The organism is Roseicyclus amphidinii (assembly GCF_030163755.1).
GTDB classification, from domain to species: Bacteria; Pseudomonadota; Alphaproteobacteria; order Rhodobacterales; family Rhodobacteraceae; genus Roseicyclus; species Roseicyclus amphidinii.
Genome location: NZ_JASJOE010000033.1, coordinates 1 through 14261, shown reverse-complemented (window position 1 = coordinate 14261; position 14261 = coordinate 1). Strand labels below are relative to the sequence as shown.

At 67.9% G+C, this 14261-nt stretch carries 14 protein-coding genes and 3 pseudogenes; 10 read left to right on the top strand and 7 right to left on the bottom strand.

Going from position 1 to position 14261, the window contains the following annotated elements:
* Positions 1 to 53 precede the first annotated feature (53 nt).
* Positions 54 to 596 (bottom strand): hypothetical protein, encoded by a 543-nt coding sequence (locus QQK83_RS11950; RefSeq protein WP_284264481.1) that lies wholly within the window; start codon positions 594 to 596, stop codon positions 54 to 56.
* 753 nt (positions 597 to 1349) lie between these two features.
* On the opposite strand from QQK83_RS11950, the gene QQK83_RS11945 reads away from it, so the two are divergent.
* Genes QQK83_RS11945 through pdxA form a run of 3 tightly spaced genes read left to right on the top strand, consistent with a single transcriptional unit; the run spans position 1350 to position 3187 of the window.
* The gene (locus tag QQK83_RS11945; RefSeq protein ID WP_284264479.1) at positions 1350 to 1499 is read left to right on the top strand and encodes a hypothetical protein; all 150 of its coding nucleotides are present in this window, start codon (positions 1350 to 1352) and stop codon (positions 1497 to 1499) included.
* A complete protein-coding gene (locus QQK83_RS11940) occupies positions 1496 to 2176 on the top strand; it encodes a dihydrodipicolinate synthase family protein (RefSeq protein WP_284264477.1) in 681 nt (226 codons plus the stop codon). The genes QQK83_RS11945 and QQK83_RS11940 overlap by 4 nt, the downstream gene beginning before the upstream one ends.
* 30 nt (positions 2177 to 2206) lie before the next feature.
* A complete protein-coding gene (gene pdxA, locus QQK83_RS11935; protein ID WP_284264475.1) occupies positions 2207 to 3187 on the top strand; it encodes a 4-hydroxythreonine-4-phosphate dehydrogenase PdxA in 981 nt (326 codons plus the stop codon).
* 4 nt (positions 3188 to 3191) lie between these two features.
* Here pdxA and QQK83_RS11930 read toward each other — a convergent pair whose 3' ends face one another.
* The 5 genes and pseudogenes from QQK83_RS11930 to QQK83_RS11910 all read right to left on the bottom strand — a co-directional run bounded on the left by QQK83_RS11930 (position 3192) and on the right by QQK83_RS11910 (position 6911).
* Positions 3192 to 3686 (bottom strand): FadR/GntR family transcriptional regulator, encoded by a 495-nt coding sequence (locus QQK83_RS11930; RefSeq protein ID WP_284264529.1) that lies wholly within the window; start codon positions 3684 to 3686, stop codon positions 3192 to 3194.
* Positions 3687 to 3698: 12 nt separating this feature from the next.
* Positions 3699 to 3815, bottom strand: a pseudogene (locus QQK83_RS11925) (GntR family transcriptional regulator); the annotation flags it as partial.
* A 92-nt stretch (positions 3816 to 3907) separates the two neighbouring features.
* Positions 3908 to 4960, bottom strand: coding sequence for a four-carbon acid sugar kinase family protein (locus QQK83_RS11920; protein WP_284264473.1), 1053 nt, complete (start codon positions 4958 to 4960; stop codon positions 3908 to 3910).
* A gap of 90 nt (positions 4961 to 5050) precedes the next feature.
* Entirely contained in the window at positions 5051 to 6172 is a 1122-nt protein-coding gene (locus QQK83_RS11915; protein ID WP_284264472.1) for an iron-containing alcohol dehydrogenase, read from the bottom strand.
* Between the two features lie 55 nt (positions 6173 to 6227).
* The gene (locus QQK83_RS11910; RefSeq protein WP_284264470.1) at positions 6228 to 6911 is read right to left on the bottom strand and encodes an exo-alpha-sialidase; all 684 of its coding nucleotides are present in this window, start codon (positions 6909 to 6911) and stop codon (positions 6228 to 6230) included.
* On the opposite strand from QQK83_RS11910, the gene QQK83_RS11905 reads away from it, so the two are divergent.
* From QQK83_RS11905 to QQK83_RS11880, 6 genes and pseudogenes are all read left to right on the top strand, one after another.
* Positions 6893 to 7156, top strand: a complete 264-nt coding sequence (locus tag QQK83_RS11905) for a hypothetical protein (RefSeq protein WP_284264468.1) — start codon at positions 6893 to 6895, stop codon at positions 7154 to 7156. The two genes, QQK83_RS11910 and QQK83_RS11905, sit on opposite strands and share 19 nt — an antisense overlap.
* 91 nt (positions 7157 to 7247) lie before the next feature.
* A complete protein-coding gene (locus QQK83_RS11900; protein ID WP_284264466.1) occupies positions 7248 to 8195 on the top strand; it encodes an ABC transporter permease in 948 nt (315 codons plus the stop codon).
* Positions 8196 to 8223: 28 nt separating this feature from the next.
* Positions 8224 to 8733, top strand: a complete 510-nt coding sequence (locus QQK83_RS11895; RefSeq protein WP_284264465.1) for an ABC transporter permease — start codon at positions 8224 to 8226, stop codon at positions 8731 to 8733.
* Positions 8726 to 10060 (top strand): annotated as a pseudogene (locus QQK83_RS11890) (ATP-binding cassette domain-containing protein). The gene QQK83_RS11895 and the pseudogene QQK83_RS11890 overlap by 8 nt, the downstream one beginning before the upstream one ends.
* 53 nt (positions 10061 to 10113) lie before the next feature.
* A pseudogene (locus tag QQK83_RS11885) lies at positions 10114 to 10709 on the top strand (sodium:calcium antiporter); the annotation flags it as partial.
* Positions 10710 to 10983: 274 nt separating this feature from the next.
* A complete protein-coding gene (locus QQK83_RS11880) occupies positions 10984 to 11769 on the top strand; it encodes a hypothetical protein (RefSeq protein ID WP_284264463.1) in 786 nt (261 codons plus the stop codon).
* A gap of 63 nt (positions 11770 to 11832) precedes the next feature.
* On the opposite strand, the gene QQK83_RS11875 is transcribed toward QQK83_RS11880, so the two are convergent.
* Positions 11833 to 13374 carry a bifunctional helix-turn-helix transcriptional regulator/alpha/beta hydrolase gene (locus tag QQK83_RS11875; protein WP_284264462.1) on the bottom strand — a complete coding sequence of 514 codons (1542 nt, stop codon included), beginning with the start codon at positions 13372 to 13374 and terminating at the stop codon, positions 11833 to 11835.
* Between the two features lie 360 nt (positions 13375 to 13734).
* Between QQK83_RS11875 and QQK83_RS11870 the strand changes: the two genes are divergently transcribed.
* Positions 13735 to 14261, top strand: a 527-nt coding sequence (locus tag QQK83_RS11870; RefSeq protein WP_284264461.1) for a hypothetical protein, incomplete at its 3' end; no start/stop codon positions are given.

Genomic DNA, 14261 nt, shown 5'->3' with positions numbered 1-14261 from the left:
GCGTGCCGGTGGCGGGCGCGATGTCCGTTTTGTCCGCCGTTTCGTCCCTCGTGTCAGTTCAGCAGGTCCGTCAGCGCCGCGAGGGTCGCCGCGTCGGGCATGCGGATGGCGAAGTCGTTGCAGACGGTCGCTTCCAGCGCATAGCGGTCGTCGTCCACGCGCAGGGCATAGAGCGCGGGATCGTCGAGCACCTCGGCGCCGCACCAGACGGAGAGGCACTGCACCTCCACGGTGACCTCGACCTCGGCCGGTGCGGTGAAACCGCGGCGGGTCGCAAGGTGACCGTCGAAGCGGGCCGGAAAGCTGTAGGCGGTGCGGCCGCCTTCCTCCGCGGGCCCGGCGGGGTCGGGGATGTCGGGGCCGCTGCGCGTCAGGGTGCCGTAGGCGAAGACGAACCCTTCCTCGCGTTCGGCGGCCAGCTGATAGGCGTTCTCGACCGTGGGACGCATGCATGACAGCGCGGAGACCGACCCCGTGGCTGCAAGGCTGGCCAGCGCGGCGACCACGAGGGTCTTGAACCCTGAGAGGGTGGGGGTGCCTTCGGCGCGTGGCGTCGCCCGGAGGCCGTGCATCTCGTGGGGTCGGTATCGGGTCATCTTGCTCTCTTTCCGCGCCGTCATGCGCTGTCGGGTGGGGCGTGCTCCGGCGTGTCGAGGCGCTGCCCCGTGAGCCGATGACCGACCTGTGCCGCCCCTCGGCCGGGTCAGGCAATGACGCCACGGCGAAAGCCCATATCGCCGCCGTGTTATCGAATAACAGTTGTCTGAGAACACCATTGTCAATGCCTTTGGCGTCTCCTGTATCGGGGCGGCGTCCCCTGCCTGAGCGGGTGGTTCATGGCGTCGGGCGCGCGTCGGGCCGCCCCGGCACAAGTGGATTTCGCGTCGGAAGAGCCGCTCTGGACCGGACCCCGCCGCCGAAGGGGGCTTGCACGATATCCCGGCACGGTGATCCCGTCTTGCAGCCTACGGGGCGCAGAGAGCGGTCGGGGTACGCACGTCGCCTTGCCGGGGTCATCCCCCGAGCGGGGTCGACACGCCCCCTTGGGCCGGTGTCGCCGATCGCGGTCGTACGGCCCTGTTCCGCGCGCAGGTTTGCACCCGGTCTACGGGCGGCTGACCATTGCAAATTTGGTTTTGTGTCGGCTGAAATCCTTGGGCATCTGCTGTGCCCACACCTGTCGAGCGGTGGTAAAAAATGCGAAAATACTGGCTCTTGTCGTGGTCTTGGTCTGGCGATCCGATCAAGAATGACAAGATGACAAAATTTAGTGAAAATTCGGGGTGGGACCGTCACCACGGCATCAGCCGCTTGAGGCTGGCCTTCCTCCCGAACGAGGTCCGAACACCATGACGCGCTCCGCATTCGTCGCCTTGGTCACATGTTTCAATGATGATGAAACGATCAACTACGCCGCCGCCCGCGCGCAGGTCCGTCGGCAGGTCGCCGCCGGAAACAACATCATGTGCGCGGGCACGACGGCGATTTCTCCGCCTTGACCCTTGACGAGAAGGTCCGGCTCTGTGCCGAGGTGGTGGAAGAGGTCGCGGGCCGTGCGAGGGACATCGTCAATGCGGGAATGCCGGCGACCTACGAAACGGTTCTGCTGGTGCGCGAATTCGACCGGATCGGGGTGGACGGCATCGCGGTCATCACGCCCTTCTTCATCGAGGTCACGCAGGACGGGCTGGAGCGGCACTTCACGTCGGTCGCCGATGCGGGGGCGACGCCGATCTATCTCCATGACATCCCCGCGCGCACCCGGAACCATATCGAACCCGCGACGGCACGCAGGCTTGCCGCCTATCTCGAGGTGGGCTGCGACGCGGCGGCGTTCGAGGTGTATTCCGGCCCCGATCACCTTGTTCACTGGTCCCTGCAACACGGGGCGGCGGGCTGCATTTCGGGGCTCGGCAATGTCATGCCGGACGTGCTGGCCCGCATTCTTGCCTGTTTCAACGCCGGTGACGAAGCGGGCGCTGCCGCGGCGCAGGACATCTACGGCCGGTTCCGCAAGGAACTTTATGCGCTCGGCTATCCGCCTGCCCTGGTCAAGCGCGCGCTGTATCTCATGGATCCGTCCGTCGGTGCGTCCCGGCAACCGGCTCTTCTGCCCGATCCGGGTCAGGACGCGCGACTGGCCACCATCTTGCGCTCATATGGCCTGTTGGGCTGAGCGGCGCAGCAGGAACGCGAAGAGGGTGCGATGAAAGATCGAATTCTGGTCACGATGGGCGACCCCTCGGGTGTCGGGGCGGAGGTGACGGTCAAGGCGCTGGCAGAGGTGCCTTTTGCCGATCGTGCGCGCCATGCGGTTGTCGGCGACATGGACACGTTGCGCCGCGCGGTTTCGGTGTGCGGTGTCGCGCTCGACCTGGTCGAGGCGGATGTGGATGCGCCCGCGCCGGGTGCGCTGGCGGTTCACCACGTCCCGGTCGCCGACCTTCCCGGTCGGTTCGGCGTGTTGTCGGATGCCTGTGGCGAGGCGTCGTTTCGCTATATCGAACGCGCCGTCGCCCTGATCGCGGCGGGGGAGGCCGCGTGCATCGTCACTGCCCCGATCAACAAGGAGGCGCTCAATAGCGCCGGGCACCATTACGACGGCCATACCGGGATGCTCGCCCACCTGACCGGCTCGAGGTCATCGTGGATGCTGCTCGCCTCGCCAACCCTCAACGTCCTGCATGTCTCCACCCATGTCTCGCTCAAGGACGCCATCGGCCGCGCCACGCCCGAGCGTGTGCTCGAGACGATCCGCAAGGGCCACGCCCATTTTCGCCGCCTTGGTGTCGAACACCCGCGTATCGCCGTCGCGGGCATCAATCCCCATTGCGGTGAGAACGGACTGTTCGGCACCGAGGACGATGCCCAGGTTCGTCCCGCCGTCGATGCGGCGCGGGCCGAAGGCATCGACGTCACCGGCCCGATCTCGGCCGATACGGTCTACTATCGGGCCCATACCGGCGGTTTCGACCTGGTGATCGCCCAATATCACGACCAGGGGCATATCCCGATCAAGCTGATCGCTTTCGACACGGCGGTGAACGTCTCGCTCGGCCTGCCCATCGACCGCTGTTCCGTGGATCACGGCACCGCCTTCGACATCGCGGGGACGGGGCGCGCGAACCATGTGAACATGCTGTCGGCGCTGGCCTATGGCCGGCGGCTGGCAACGAACCCGCGCTGAGCGGTCACTTCATCCGAAGGTCCAGCCCTCCGCCTCCGAAGAGCCGCGCTTGCGAGTGTGCGAGATGGCCGAACATCAGATCGTGCGCCAGCGCGCTGTCGCGGTTGCGGATGGCCTGGAAGATGTTGGTATGCTCTTCGAACACCACGGTCAGTTCGCGGGTTCCCGTGCTCATCAGCGCCTGACCATGCATCTTCATGCCGACATGGATGTGCTCGCGCAGCGCGCGCGACGAGGCCTCGAAATAATCGTTGTTCGATGCGGCCGCGATCCCGAGGTGGAACGAGAAATTCGCATCCTCCCGGTGCTGATGGGAGCCCGTTGCCGCGCGCAGCAGCTCCAGCGACTCCTCGATCCGCTGGAGGGCCGCGGGATTGTGCCGTTCGGCGGCAAGCGCGGCGGCGCGCGCCTCGATCGTCAGGCGATATTCGTAACACCTCTGCACGTCGGCGATGCTTTCGACGCGGGAAAACCCGACCGGCGAGGCAGGCGGCGCCATGACGTAATGCCCGGCCCCCTGGCGCGAATACAGCAGGCCCTCGTCGCGCAGCTTTTCCATGGCGGTGCGCAGCACGGGGCGCGATACGCCGAATTCCTCGGCCAGCTTGCCCTCGGGCGGAAGGCGTTGGCTGGTCTGGTAGTCTCAGTGGGAGATCCGGCTCAACAAGGTGTGGTAGACGCGATCGGCCAGATTTCCGCGCTTCCTGGTCTTCTGTTCGGTCACGGCGACGCGGCCCCCCTTGATACGGCCCGCAGTTTGGGCGGCAAGATGCGCGACAGCAAGTCCGCCTCGCCGAACCCGCCCGATTTCGTGACGATCTGCAGATCCCCGGCCCTGTCCAGCGCGCGCGCGGTGGGCACACCCGGCGCGCATTCGCCCTCCAGTTGCAGCAGATCCACGCCTAAATGCCCCAGGATCGCGCGGGCCGTTTCCCCGCCGCAGGCCAGAAGGCTCGCCGGGCGCGCCTCGGCCACGGCGCGGGCCACGCCGCGGGCGAAGTGCTCGGCCGCGTCCGCGTCGGGACAGGCCGTCGGGCCCGGCGTCATGCGCAGGATCGTCCCCGCGCAGATCAGGCCGCCAGGCACGTCCCCGTTCGGCGCTGCCAGCAGCGGCATGTCTTGCAGATCGGCGATCTGCCGTTCCGTTGCGGGGTCGCGCGAGCCGATGGCGACGAGGCAGGGTGCGCCGATCCGGCTCGGCGGCTGCACGGCACGCCGGTAGATCCGCCGCGCCAGCGCCTCGGCAAGGCCCGCCGCGCCGACGAAAAGCGTGTCGGCGTCGCAGGCGGCAAGACAGGCGTCCAGCTCGGCGTCGGTCGTGATGTCGGGGATCTGCGCGGCATCGGTCAGGGCACCCAGCCTTGGCGCGATCTCGATGGGGGTCTCCAGCCCGACGCCAGTCACTGCGCCGCGGTTCACCCTGCGCCCGAGGCGCGGGATGGCAGGACATACGAACATCCCTCCGCGCAGCCCGGCCAGGGGCGCGAGTTCGGCCGCGATGTTGCCCTTCAGGCGGCTGTCGATCTTCTTGATCAAGAGGCCCCTGAACCCCGCAAGCCTGCCGAGGAGGCCACGCAGACAGGCGTCGGCCTCGGCGGCGCTGCGCTCGCGGGTGTTGGTGGAGACGGCAACCACCTCCGCGCCGCTTTGCCATGCCCGTTGGGCTGCCTCCGGCGCGCAGGCGACGACCGCGCTGGCCCCGCGCAGGCGGAACGCGACGGCGCTGTCGAGCGCGCCGGTCAGGTCATCGGCGATCAGGACGATATCTGGCATGGCCGTGTGCCGGAGCGGCATTCACAAATCTGCAACTTGTCAATTCGCTATCACGCAAACGTCGCTCCGCCAACCGGGGTCGAGGCGCTTTCAGAGTGCCGCCCGGTAGATCCGTTCGACCTCGTCGACGCTCATGTCGCGGGGGGTGTTGTCCATCAGGCGGCGAATGCCATGGGCCTCGGCGGCCCAGGTTCCCAGCTGCGCCTCCGTCGCGCCGTGATGCGACAGCTGCATGTCCAGCCCAAGCTCCTTGCAGAACCGGTAGGCCGCATCGAACAGCGGGTTCGTCCCGGTGACGGGCAGGCCGAGCGCCCGCGCGACCTCGGCCGTCTTCTCGGGGCGCGCCGGTTCGTTGAAGGCCAGCACATGTGGAAAGATGATCGCGTTCGCCAGCCCGTGCGGCAACGACAGGTGTGTGTCCAGCGGGTAGGCCAGCGCGTGACCCGCAGCCGTGTTGACCGGACCGAGGCACAGCCCCCCGTAATAGGAGGCCAGCATCATGCCCGCCCGCGCCTCGGCGTCGGCGCCAGTCTCGACCGCGCGGACAAGGTAGCGACCGACAAGGCCGATGCCCGACCGGGCATATCCGTCGATCAGGTCATTGGCGCGGATTTTGGTGAAGGCCTCGACACAATGCGCCATGGCATCGACACCCGTCGCCGCCGTGACCGCGGGCGGCAGGGAAAAGGTCAGCTCGGGGTCCAGAACCGCCAGGTCCGCCAAGAGGAATGGGCTTTCCACGGCGATCTTGGCGTGGGTGTCGGGGTCCGTCACCAGCGCGCGGATGCCCGCCTCGGAGCCGGTGCCGGCGGTCGTGGCGACCTGCGCAAGGCGGGTGCGCCGCCCGGCGACCCTGTTCGGCCCGGCGAGGTTCTTGAGCGTCGCATCCGCGTCCCACAAGGCCGCGATCAGCTTGGCCACATTCATCACCGACCCGCCGCCAAGGCCCACCACCAGGTCGGGCCGCACCTCGCGCGCCGTCGCCACGGCCTTTTCGAAGGCGGGAAGGTCCGGCTCGGGCGGGACATCGTCGATCACCTGCGCATCGCCCGTCAGCCCGAGGCGGTCGACATAGTGCGCGGTCGGGCCGCTCGCCACCACGAGGACGCGCCGCGCGCCCTCGGCCCAGGTGCCGACGCGCGCCGCCGTGCCGCGCCCGATTTCGACGCGCCGCGGCTGATGAAGCGTGATCGGATTGTCCAGGCCTGTCATGCGTCCGTTCCTTCGGTGGTGCTGATCCGGCGCAGCTCGGCAAAGGCGCCGGCGCTCAGTCGGACATGTTTGATCGCGCGGCGATGGAATGTGTAGGCGATGTCGAGCCCGCCATCGGGCCGGGGCAGGAGCGCCGGATAGGACAGCTCCTTGTTGCGCCCGTCGAGCGAGTCGTTCGACAGGCAGGTGCCCGCGCTGGTCTCGATGACATGCCGCTCGGGGAAGGTCTTGCCGCCGTCCCGCGACAGCCACAGCGACAGCGGCGCGCGCTCGACGCCCCAGATCGGGGCGCAGCCATCGGCGCTTCGGGGCGGGCATCCTCGCCGTCCAGCTCGCCATAGAGCGAGGCCCGGCGCGAGCTAGAGTCCGCCGCCGAGACCGGATTGCAGACCAGCGCGACCGTTCCGTCCGCAAGGCGGGCGGCCGCGATGGAGCTGTTGTTGTTCGGCACATCCGTCGGGACAGGGGCCGACCATGTCCGCCCGCCGTCGTGGCTTTCGCTGCGATGCACGAAATCGGCCTGCCGGCGGCGACAGAAGGCCGCCATCCGGCCGTTGCCCGGGTCGATCGGCGTCATGTGGACCGATCCGACCGATTGCGGCACGTCGCGCGTGGTCCATGTCTGGCCGCCGTCCTCGCTGACCGCGACCGCCGCCGTGTCATGGACCCCGGTCCAGCGCAAGCCGTCGCGCGGGTTGCACAGGAAGAGCGGCAGCACCCATGCGCCATCGTCACGCACGAACGGGGCCGCGCGGACGAACGTTCCCGGCGGCAGTCCGGTGGATCGAGCAGGCGACGGCGGCCACCGGCGATGCGCGCGCGGCGCTGTGGTCCGAGCTCTTCGCGCTGCTGCACGACGAGATCGTCTCGGATGTCCTGCTCTTCCACATGGTGGGCTTCGCCCGCGTCGCGGAAAGCATCGACTACACGCCGACCATTGCAACCAACTCGTCGCTGCAGTCGGCTGACATCGGGCTCGACTGAGCCGTCCGGAGCCGACGGCGGTGCGGGCCTGCCCCCGCGCCGCCGATTTTTTCGAGGGGGCACAACGACACGTCGGATCGGACAGCGCGCCTTGACGAGCCTGATCTCGCTTCTGGGTCTCGTGATCCTCGTCTTCTTCCTGTCGCGCCTCACGGGCGATCCGGCGGCCCTGTTCCTGCCGGTCGACGCCTCCGAGGACATGCGCGAGAATTTCCGCGAGCTTCACGGGCCGAACGACCCGCTTCTGGTGCAGTTCGGCTCCTACATGGCCGACCTCGTCCGTGGTGATTTCGGCGACAGCCTGTGCCGCGCGCGGCCCGCCCTCGACGTGGTGCTGGAGGCCTTTGTCCGGACGCTCCAACTGGCGCTGATCACCATGACGCTGGTCAGCGTCGCCGCGGTCACGCTGGGCGCGCTGGCGGCCTTCCATGTCGGCGGCATCTTTGACCGCATCGCCTCTCTGTTCAGCCTGATCGGCGCCTCGGCCCCCGATTTCTGGGTGGCGATCGTGGCCATCGTCGTCTTCGCCCTCGGCCTTGGCTGGCGGCTCATCTCCGGCACGGGCACGGTGTGGCACTTGGTCCTGCCGGTCGCCGTCCCCTTCATCCGCCCCTTCGGCCTGATCCTGCAGGTCGTGCGCGGCGCGATGATCACCGCGCTCGGCTCGGCCTACGTGAAAACCGCCCGCGTCAAGGGCGTGAAGAACCGCGCGATCATCTTCGTCCACACGCTCCGCAACGCGATGCTGCCGGTGATCACGGTGATCGACAATCAGGCCGCGGCCCTGCTGAACGGCGCGGTGGTGGTCGAGACGATCTTCGGCTTTCCCGGTGTCGGCAAGCTGATGATCGACGCGATCCTGCAACGGGATTTCCCGGTGATCCTTGGCGGCGATGCGCTTGGTCGGCCGCTTCTGGCGCGGATCGTGGTGGCGGCGCAGAACACCCTGATGGTGGCGGCGGGGGCGGTGGCCGGATCGCTGATCATCGGCACGCTGTTCGGCCTGGTCGCGGGGCTACGGCGGGCGGATCGCGTCTGAAATCCTGCTCCGGCTGGCCGATGTCATCATGTCGTTCCCGTCGCTTCTGCTGGCGGTGATCGTGCTCTACATCCCGGAGCCGTCGGTGGCGAACCTGATCATCGTGCGCGCCATCACCCGCATCCCCGTCTACCTGCGCATCACCCGCGCCGAGGTGCTCGAGGTGCGCGAGCGGATGTTCGTGCAGGCCGCCAAGGGCATGGGCGCGTCGTCGGGGCGGATCGTGTTCCGCCATATCCTGCCCGTCATCCTGCCCACGCTCATCACCATTGCCACCCTCGATTTCGCCTTTGTGATGCTCGCCGAAAGCGCGCTGTCCTTTCTGGGTATCGGCATCCAGCCGCCGGAAATCACATGGGGCCTGATGGTCAGCCAGGGGCGCGATTACCTGACAACCGCGTGGTGGCTCGCCTTCTGGCCGGGGTTGGCGATCATTCTCACCACCATGTCGCTCAACCTGTTGTCGTCGTGGATGCGCATCGCGCTCGATCCGACGCAGAACTGGCGGCTTGAACCGAAAGCGAACCGCCGTGGCTGAGCATCTGTTGGACGTGCAGAACCTTTCGGTGCGGTTTCACACGGCACAGGGTGTCGTGCGCGCCGTGGAGGACGTGTCGTGGCACGTGGACCGGGGCGAAACCCTTGCGATCCTGGGCGAGTCCGGGTCGGGCAAGTCGGTGTCCTCCTCGGTGATCATGAACCTGATCGATTGCCCGCCGGGCGAGATCGCCTCGGGCCGGGTCCTGTTCGAGGGCGAAGACCTTCTGACATGGACCGAGGAGCAGCGCAGGCGTCCGAACGGCAAGCGGATCGCCATGATCTTCCGGGACCCGCTGAGCCATCTGAACCCCGTCCACACGGTCGGGCGGCAGATCGCCGAGACCCTGACGGCCCACGGTCGCCCGCAGGCCGAGGCCCGGAGCCGCGCCCGTGCGCTGGTCGAGCGGGTCGGCATTCCCGATCCGGGCGGGGCGCTGCGCAAGTATCCGCACCAGTTTTCCGGCGGTCAGCGCCAGCGCCTGATGATCGCCATGGCGCTCGGGTTGAAGCCCGATCTTCTGATCGCCGACGAGCCGACCACCGCGCTGGACGTGACGGTGCAGGCCGAGGTTCTGAGCCTGTTGCAGGACGTGCAGGCGGAAACCGGCATGGGGCTTGTGCCGATCACGCATGATCTGCGCGTCGTGGCCGAGGGGCCCGAGCCGATCCTGAGCTGCCGTGACCTTGCGAAATCCTGCGGCGGTTTCGATGCGCTCAAGGGTGTGGATTTCGATCTTCACGCCGGCGAAACGCTCGCCGTCGTGGGCGAAAGCGGATCGGGCAAATCCACCGTCGCCAAGCTGATCCTGCGCCTCGAGGACGCGACGCGCGGCACCGTGCTCTGGAAGGGCGAGGACCTTCTGACCCGCACGCCCCGGCAAATGGCCGGATTGCGCCGTCAGATGCAGATGGTGTTCCAGGACCCGACGCAATCGCTCAACCCGCGCATGTCGGTGTAGCAGATCATTTCCGAGGCCTGGGTGATCCATCCCGGCATCGTGCCGCAGGCGCAGTGGCCCGCGCGGGTGGCCGAGCTTCTGGGGCAGGTGGGGCTCGATCCCGAACACGCCGCGCACTATCCGCACCAGTTTTCCGGCGGGCAGAGGCAGCGGATCGCCATCGCCCGCGCGCTGGCGCTGGTGCGCGATGTCGCGGACCGGGTGCTGGTCATGCAGGCGGGCGGGATCGTCGAACAGGGGCCGGTCCGGCGCATCTTCGAGGCCCCGCGCGAGCCCTGCACACGGCGCCTTCTGGTCGCCGGACTCGACCCGGACCCCGAGGTGCAGGCCCGTCGCCGGGCTGCGTGGCTGGCGTGGTCCGACTGACCGCTCGACGCTGATCCGATACATCAATTGGAGCCCGCAAGCCACTCAGGATCATGGATTTTGCATCTGAGGGTCTTGGTATCCTGATCCTGTTCCTCGCCGGTGACCTGCCGGTTCAAGGGGCCATGAACCTGGGCCTGCGGCTGCGCAGTCCGGCGCTGATCGTCAGCCTGACGGTGGTCGCCTTCGGCACCTCGGCGCCCGAGCTTCTGGTGGCGATCAAGGCGGTCATCGGCGGTTTCCCCGACCTGGCCATGGGAATTGTCGTGGGATCGAACATCGCCAACGTGGTCCTGATCCTCGGGCTTCCGGCGCTGGCCTTCACCCTGTCCGAGGGCGGCGAGAGCCGGCGCAGCTACGTCACCATGCTGGTCGTCACGCTGCTTTTCATCGGCCTCGCGTTCACCGGAACGGCGGGGCCGGAGATCTGCCCGAGGAGGCGGACCCGGACATGCCGGGCTGGAAGATCGCGGGCTTCACGATCCTCGGCGTCATCGGGTTGCCGATCGGGGCAGAGCTGCTGATCGACGGCTCCATCTCGGTGGTGCGGGCTTTCGGCCTGACGGAGGCGGTGATAGGCCTGACGCTGGTGGCGATCGGCACCTCGCTGCCGGAATTGGCCACGACGATCATGGCGGCGCGGCTTCGGCCGGGCGTCGGGCGCGGCGTTCCTTGTCGCGTTCGGTGTGTATCTGGGGGCTCTCGTGATCTGAGCCGCATCGACGGCCGACACCGAGTGTCTGCCGACCGATCACAGACCGGATCGGGTGAACGATAAAGGCCCGGACCGTGGTCTCGGGGAAGGCCGCGGTGATCGCCTCGGGGAGGGCGTTCAGCCCGGCGTCGCCCGGTACGCGCGGGTGGGGCTCGAAAGGGCACCCTGCGGGGCGAAAGATATTTTGAACGGGTCGAGGAGCTGGAGGATGCTCGCAGGCGAGGCGGGCACAGACGTGTCGGATGAATATTTCGGGCGCAATCCCGGATTGCGTATCGGGGGTGGCACCATGTCGAAGGTCGGAAATCTTGCCGCGGCACTGCTGCTTGCCCTGGGCGTCACGGTCATGCCGCAGACCGCGCGCGCCGACACGACCTATGTCCAATGCCCGGCGGATGCCCAGATTTCCGTCGTCACGCGCCAGACCGGCTGGCAGGCCATCAACACCCAGCAGCGCATCGAGCGGACGGAAGTCGTCAGCGGCGGCGGAGCCACGCAGGTTCTGCGCTGCATCTATGACGGTGGCGTCGTGGTGCAACGCCCTGCCGAGGCGGGCTTGCACTGTGCCGTGCAGGACCGGACCGGTTTTGCCTGCGACCCGGCGGGGCAGGGCGGATCGGGACAGGGGCAGATCTCGAACCACCACACCGGGCGGGCGGCCCTCGGCCCCGGCGATCAGGTCGACCTGGACGGCACAAACGGGTCGCCGTGGAACAACGATATCTGGATCGCGGGCTCGACCGAGCGCGACCTTGCTCTGGCACCCTTCGCGGATGCCCGGATCTCGGCCCCGCAAGCGCGGCAGCTCGGATACCGGGAGTGCGCGCAGGCCGTGTACCGGACCGACGGCATCCTGCTGCGCCAGGTGCGGCCCGGCGACCATTTCTGCGCCCGCACCAACGAAGGGCGCATCGCCGCGCTGCGGGTCGACGATGTCCACACGCGCGGCAACGCCATCGGCGCGACCGTGACCTTTGTAAGCTACAACGACTAGGACGACATGCCGGAACCGGCGGCCCGCTTCTGTGTGCCCCCCCTGAGGCCGGTTTAGGCCGGGCTACCCCGTGCGGTTCGAACGCGCCGCGGACAGGGCGAAGAGCAAGGCGTCGATCTGCTGCGAGCTGAGAAAATGGCCCGCGCTGTCGATGACCCTCATGCGGGCACCCGGCAGGCGACGCGCCAGCGCCCTGACGTCCTCGACCGGGCAAATCGGATCCTGGGTGCCATGCCAGAAGGTCACCGGGGCCGGCGTGTCGAACAGGCCCCTGACCCAGTCGCCCTGCAGGCTTACGACCTCGTCGATCGACGAATGGCGCGCGCCGCTTGCGATCAGGGTCAGCCATTCGGACAGACGATACTGCGAAAAGGCCTCGTCCAGCGTGGCAAGGTCCGAGGGGCTCCCGCGATACATGTAGCCCAGGGCGCGCCGCGAAAACACGGGGCTTCTGGAGATCAGGTTGTAGATCCGCGTCAGGCTGTAGACGACGCGCTCGCTGGCCTTGATCCTCGACGAGACGTCGGTGAACAGCGTGGGAGGCTGAACGCCGACACTCGACTGCGGCGTCGCCACGAGGTGCAGCTCGGACACCATGTCGGGATGATTGCACGCGAACTGCACCGCCCATGAGCAACCCGCGCTGTCGCCGATGCAGATGAACGGCCGCGACGTGAGATAGGACAGGGCAGAGGCGACCGCGTCGATGATGTGCTTCTGGCGTGCCCGCGAATTCGAGACTTCGTTGATGTCCATGAAATGACGGGGCACCATCAGGAACCTGAGGTCATGTGCGTGCAGGGCCTCGGGCAGCTGGTCATGGAAGATGACCGGCGCGAGCATGCTGTGGAAATACACGATGGGCGCGCCGTCGCGCGGCCCGATATCCCAGACCGGCACCTCGAGGCCCGATCCCGAATTCACGCGCGTCACGACCAGTGACGGTCCGTAGTGGCCTTGCGCAAGCGCGGTTTCCGCATCCGCCGGAAGATGCGCGACCAGCTCTTCGACAAGGCGCGCGGTCAGGCTGACGGACAACAGGCGCAGCATGTCGCCTTGCGACCTGTGGCCCAGCTTCTGCAGGATCTTCTGCACCTGCTTGCGCTTGGTGTCGTAGCTCGCGCCGGTCTGTTCCGCGGCGGTCTTGAGATCACTGCCGGCAATCAGGTGACACAGCAATTCGAGTTCGCTGTCGGTCAGCGCCCCCGCGGCGGGTATGACGCCGGACATCGGAAACCCGTCGGATGCGATCCTGACGGCCACGAAGGCAATGTCCCTCGGGGCATGCGGCCAGCGCCGGGCGGTCTGCAGCGTGAAATACAGGCAGCCCCCGGCCATGGTGAACCCGCAACCTGTCGGGGCGTTCTCCTGCGGCGACAGGCGTTTCGGGAAATCGCCGCCGCTCGATCCCGAGAACAGGAGGCCCCCCTGCGCGTCATACAGCGCAAGCGGAAACTGGCATTGCCCGAAGGTCTGGAGGAAGAAGCGTTCGACCTGGAAGCTTTGGCGCGACACGTCCTGCGTGTCCCGACGCCAGTCCGGGATCGCCCTGTAGATGATCTTGGCAAGCTCGGTGCTGCCGTTCCGGTTCTCGCGCTTTCCCATCGGACGGCCTTCTTGCTGACGTGCGACACGGCGGTTGCGGTGTCGCGCTAGGGTCGGACCGGCGATCCGTCATGTCGCCGCCCCGAGGGACGTGGCAATCGGGGCGCCACGCGACCTCACGGCCAAGGCTACACGCGGAAGGCACCGCGGATCACCGGCAAATTGGCCGTTTCAATCGAAAAACTGCCATGTGACCCCCCTTTCGGGGGGCGGCACTCGTCCGGGCACTGGCTATCACGGAGGCGAACCCTGGGCGGGGCCAGACCGTTCAGGGGGCAAGCGCCGGCCCTGTGGTCCCATGCATGCCGCGACGATGCGGGGGCCCGGCCGGACAGTCGCAACCGAACGGGAACAATCGCCATGCTCGACAACCGCACTGCCACGAAACCCCTGTCCGCCGAGGCCTTGGGCCTTCGCCCGACACTCGATCGCGGCTCGGTTCTGAGCGGGGTGTTCCTGGCTGCCGATGCGGCGCGCTGCGCCGATCACGCCGACCGGCGCGTCTACCTGCCCCGCGATGCGGCCCTGCGCGCGCGCTTCCTGCGCGGCTGGGCGAAACGCAACCTGCGCCGCGCCGCCGCCGGTCTGGGCGGCCTCGCCCTCGTGCTTCCGCTGGCGGGCATGGCCGAGGCGCAGGACGAAGGCCTGGTCGATCTTGCGGTCGTCGAGGGGGTGTCCGGCAGCGCGATCACCGAGGGCGGCGATCTCGTGATCACGCTGGACAACGGCGAGACGCTGCGCCTTGCGCAGGGCAGCTTTTCGGTCGGGCCGGACGGCGGCATCTTCGTTGCGCAGCCGGTCGCGGACCAGATCCTTGCGGCCGCGATGGAGGCCGATGGCGCGGGCGGCGCCGGCGGAGGCCTTGCGGGGCTTCTCGGCGGCGGCCT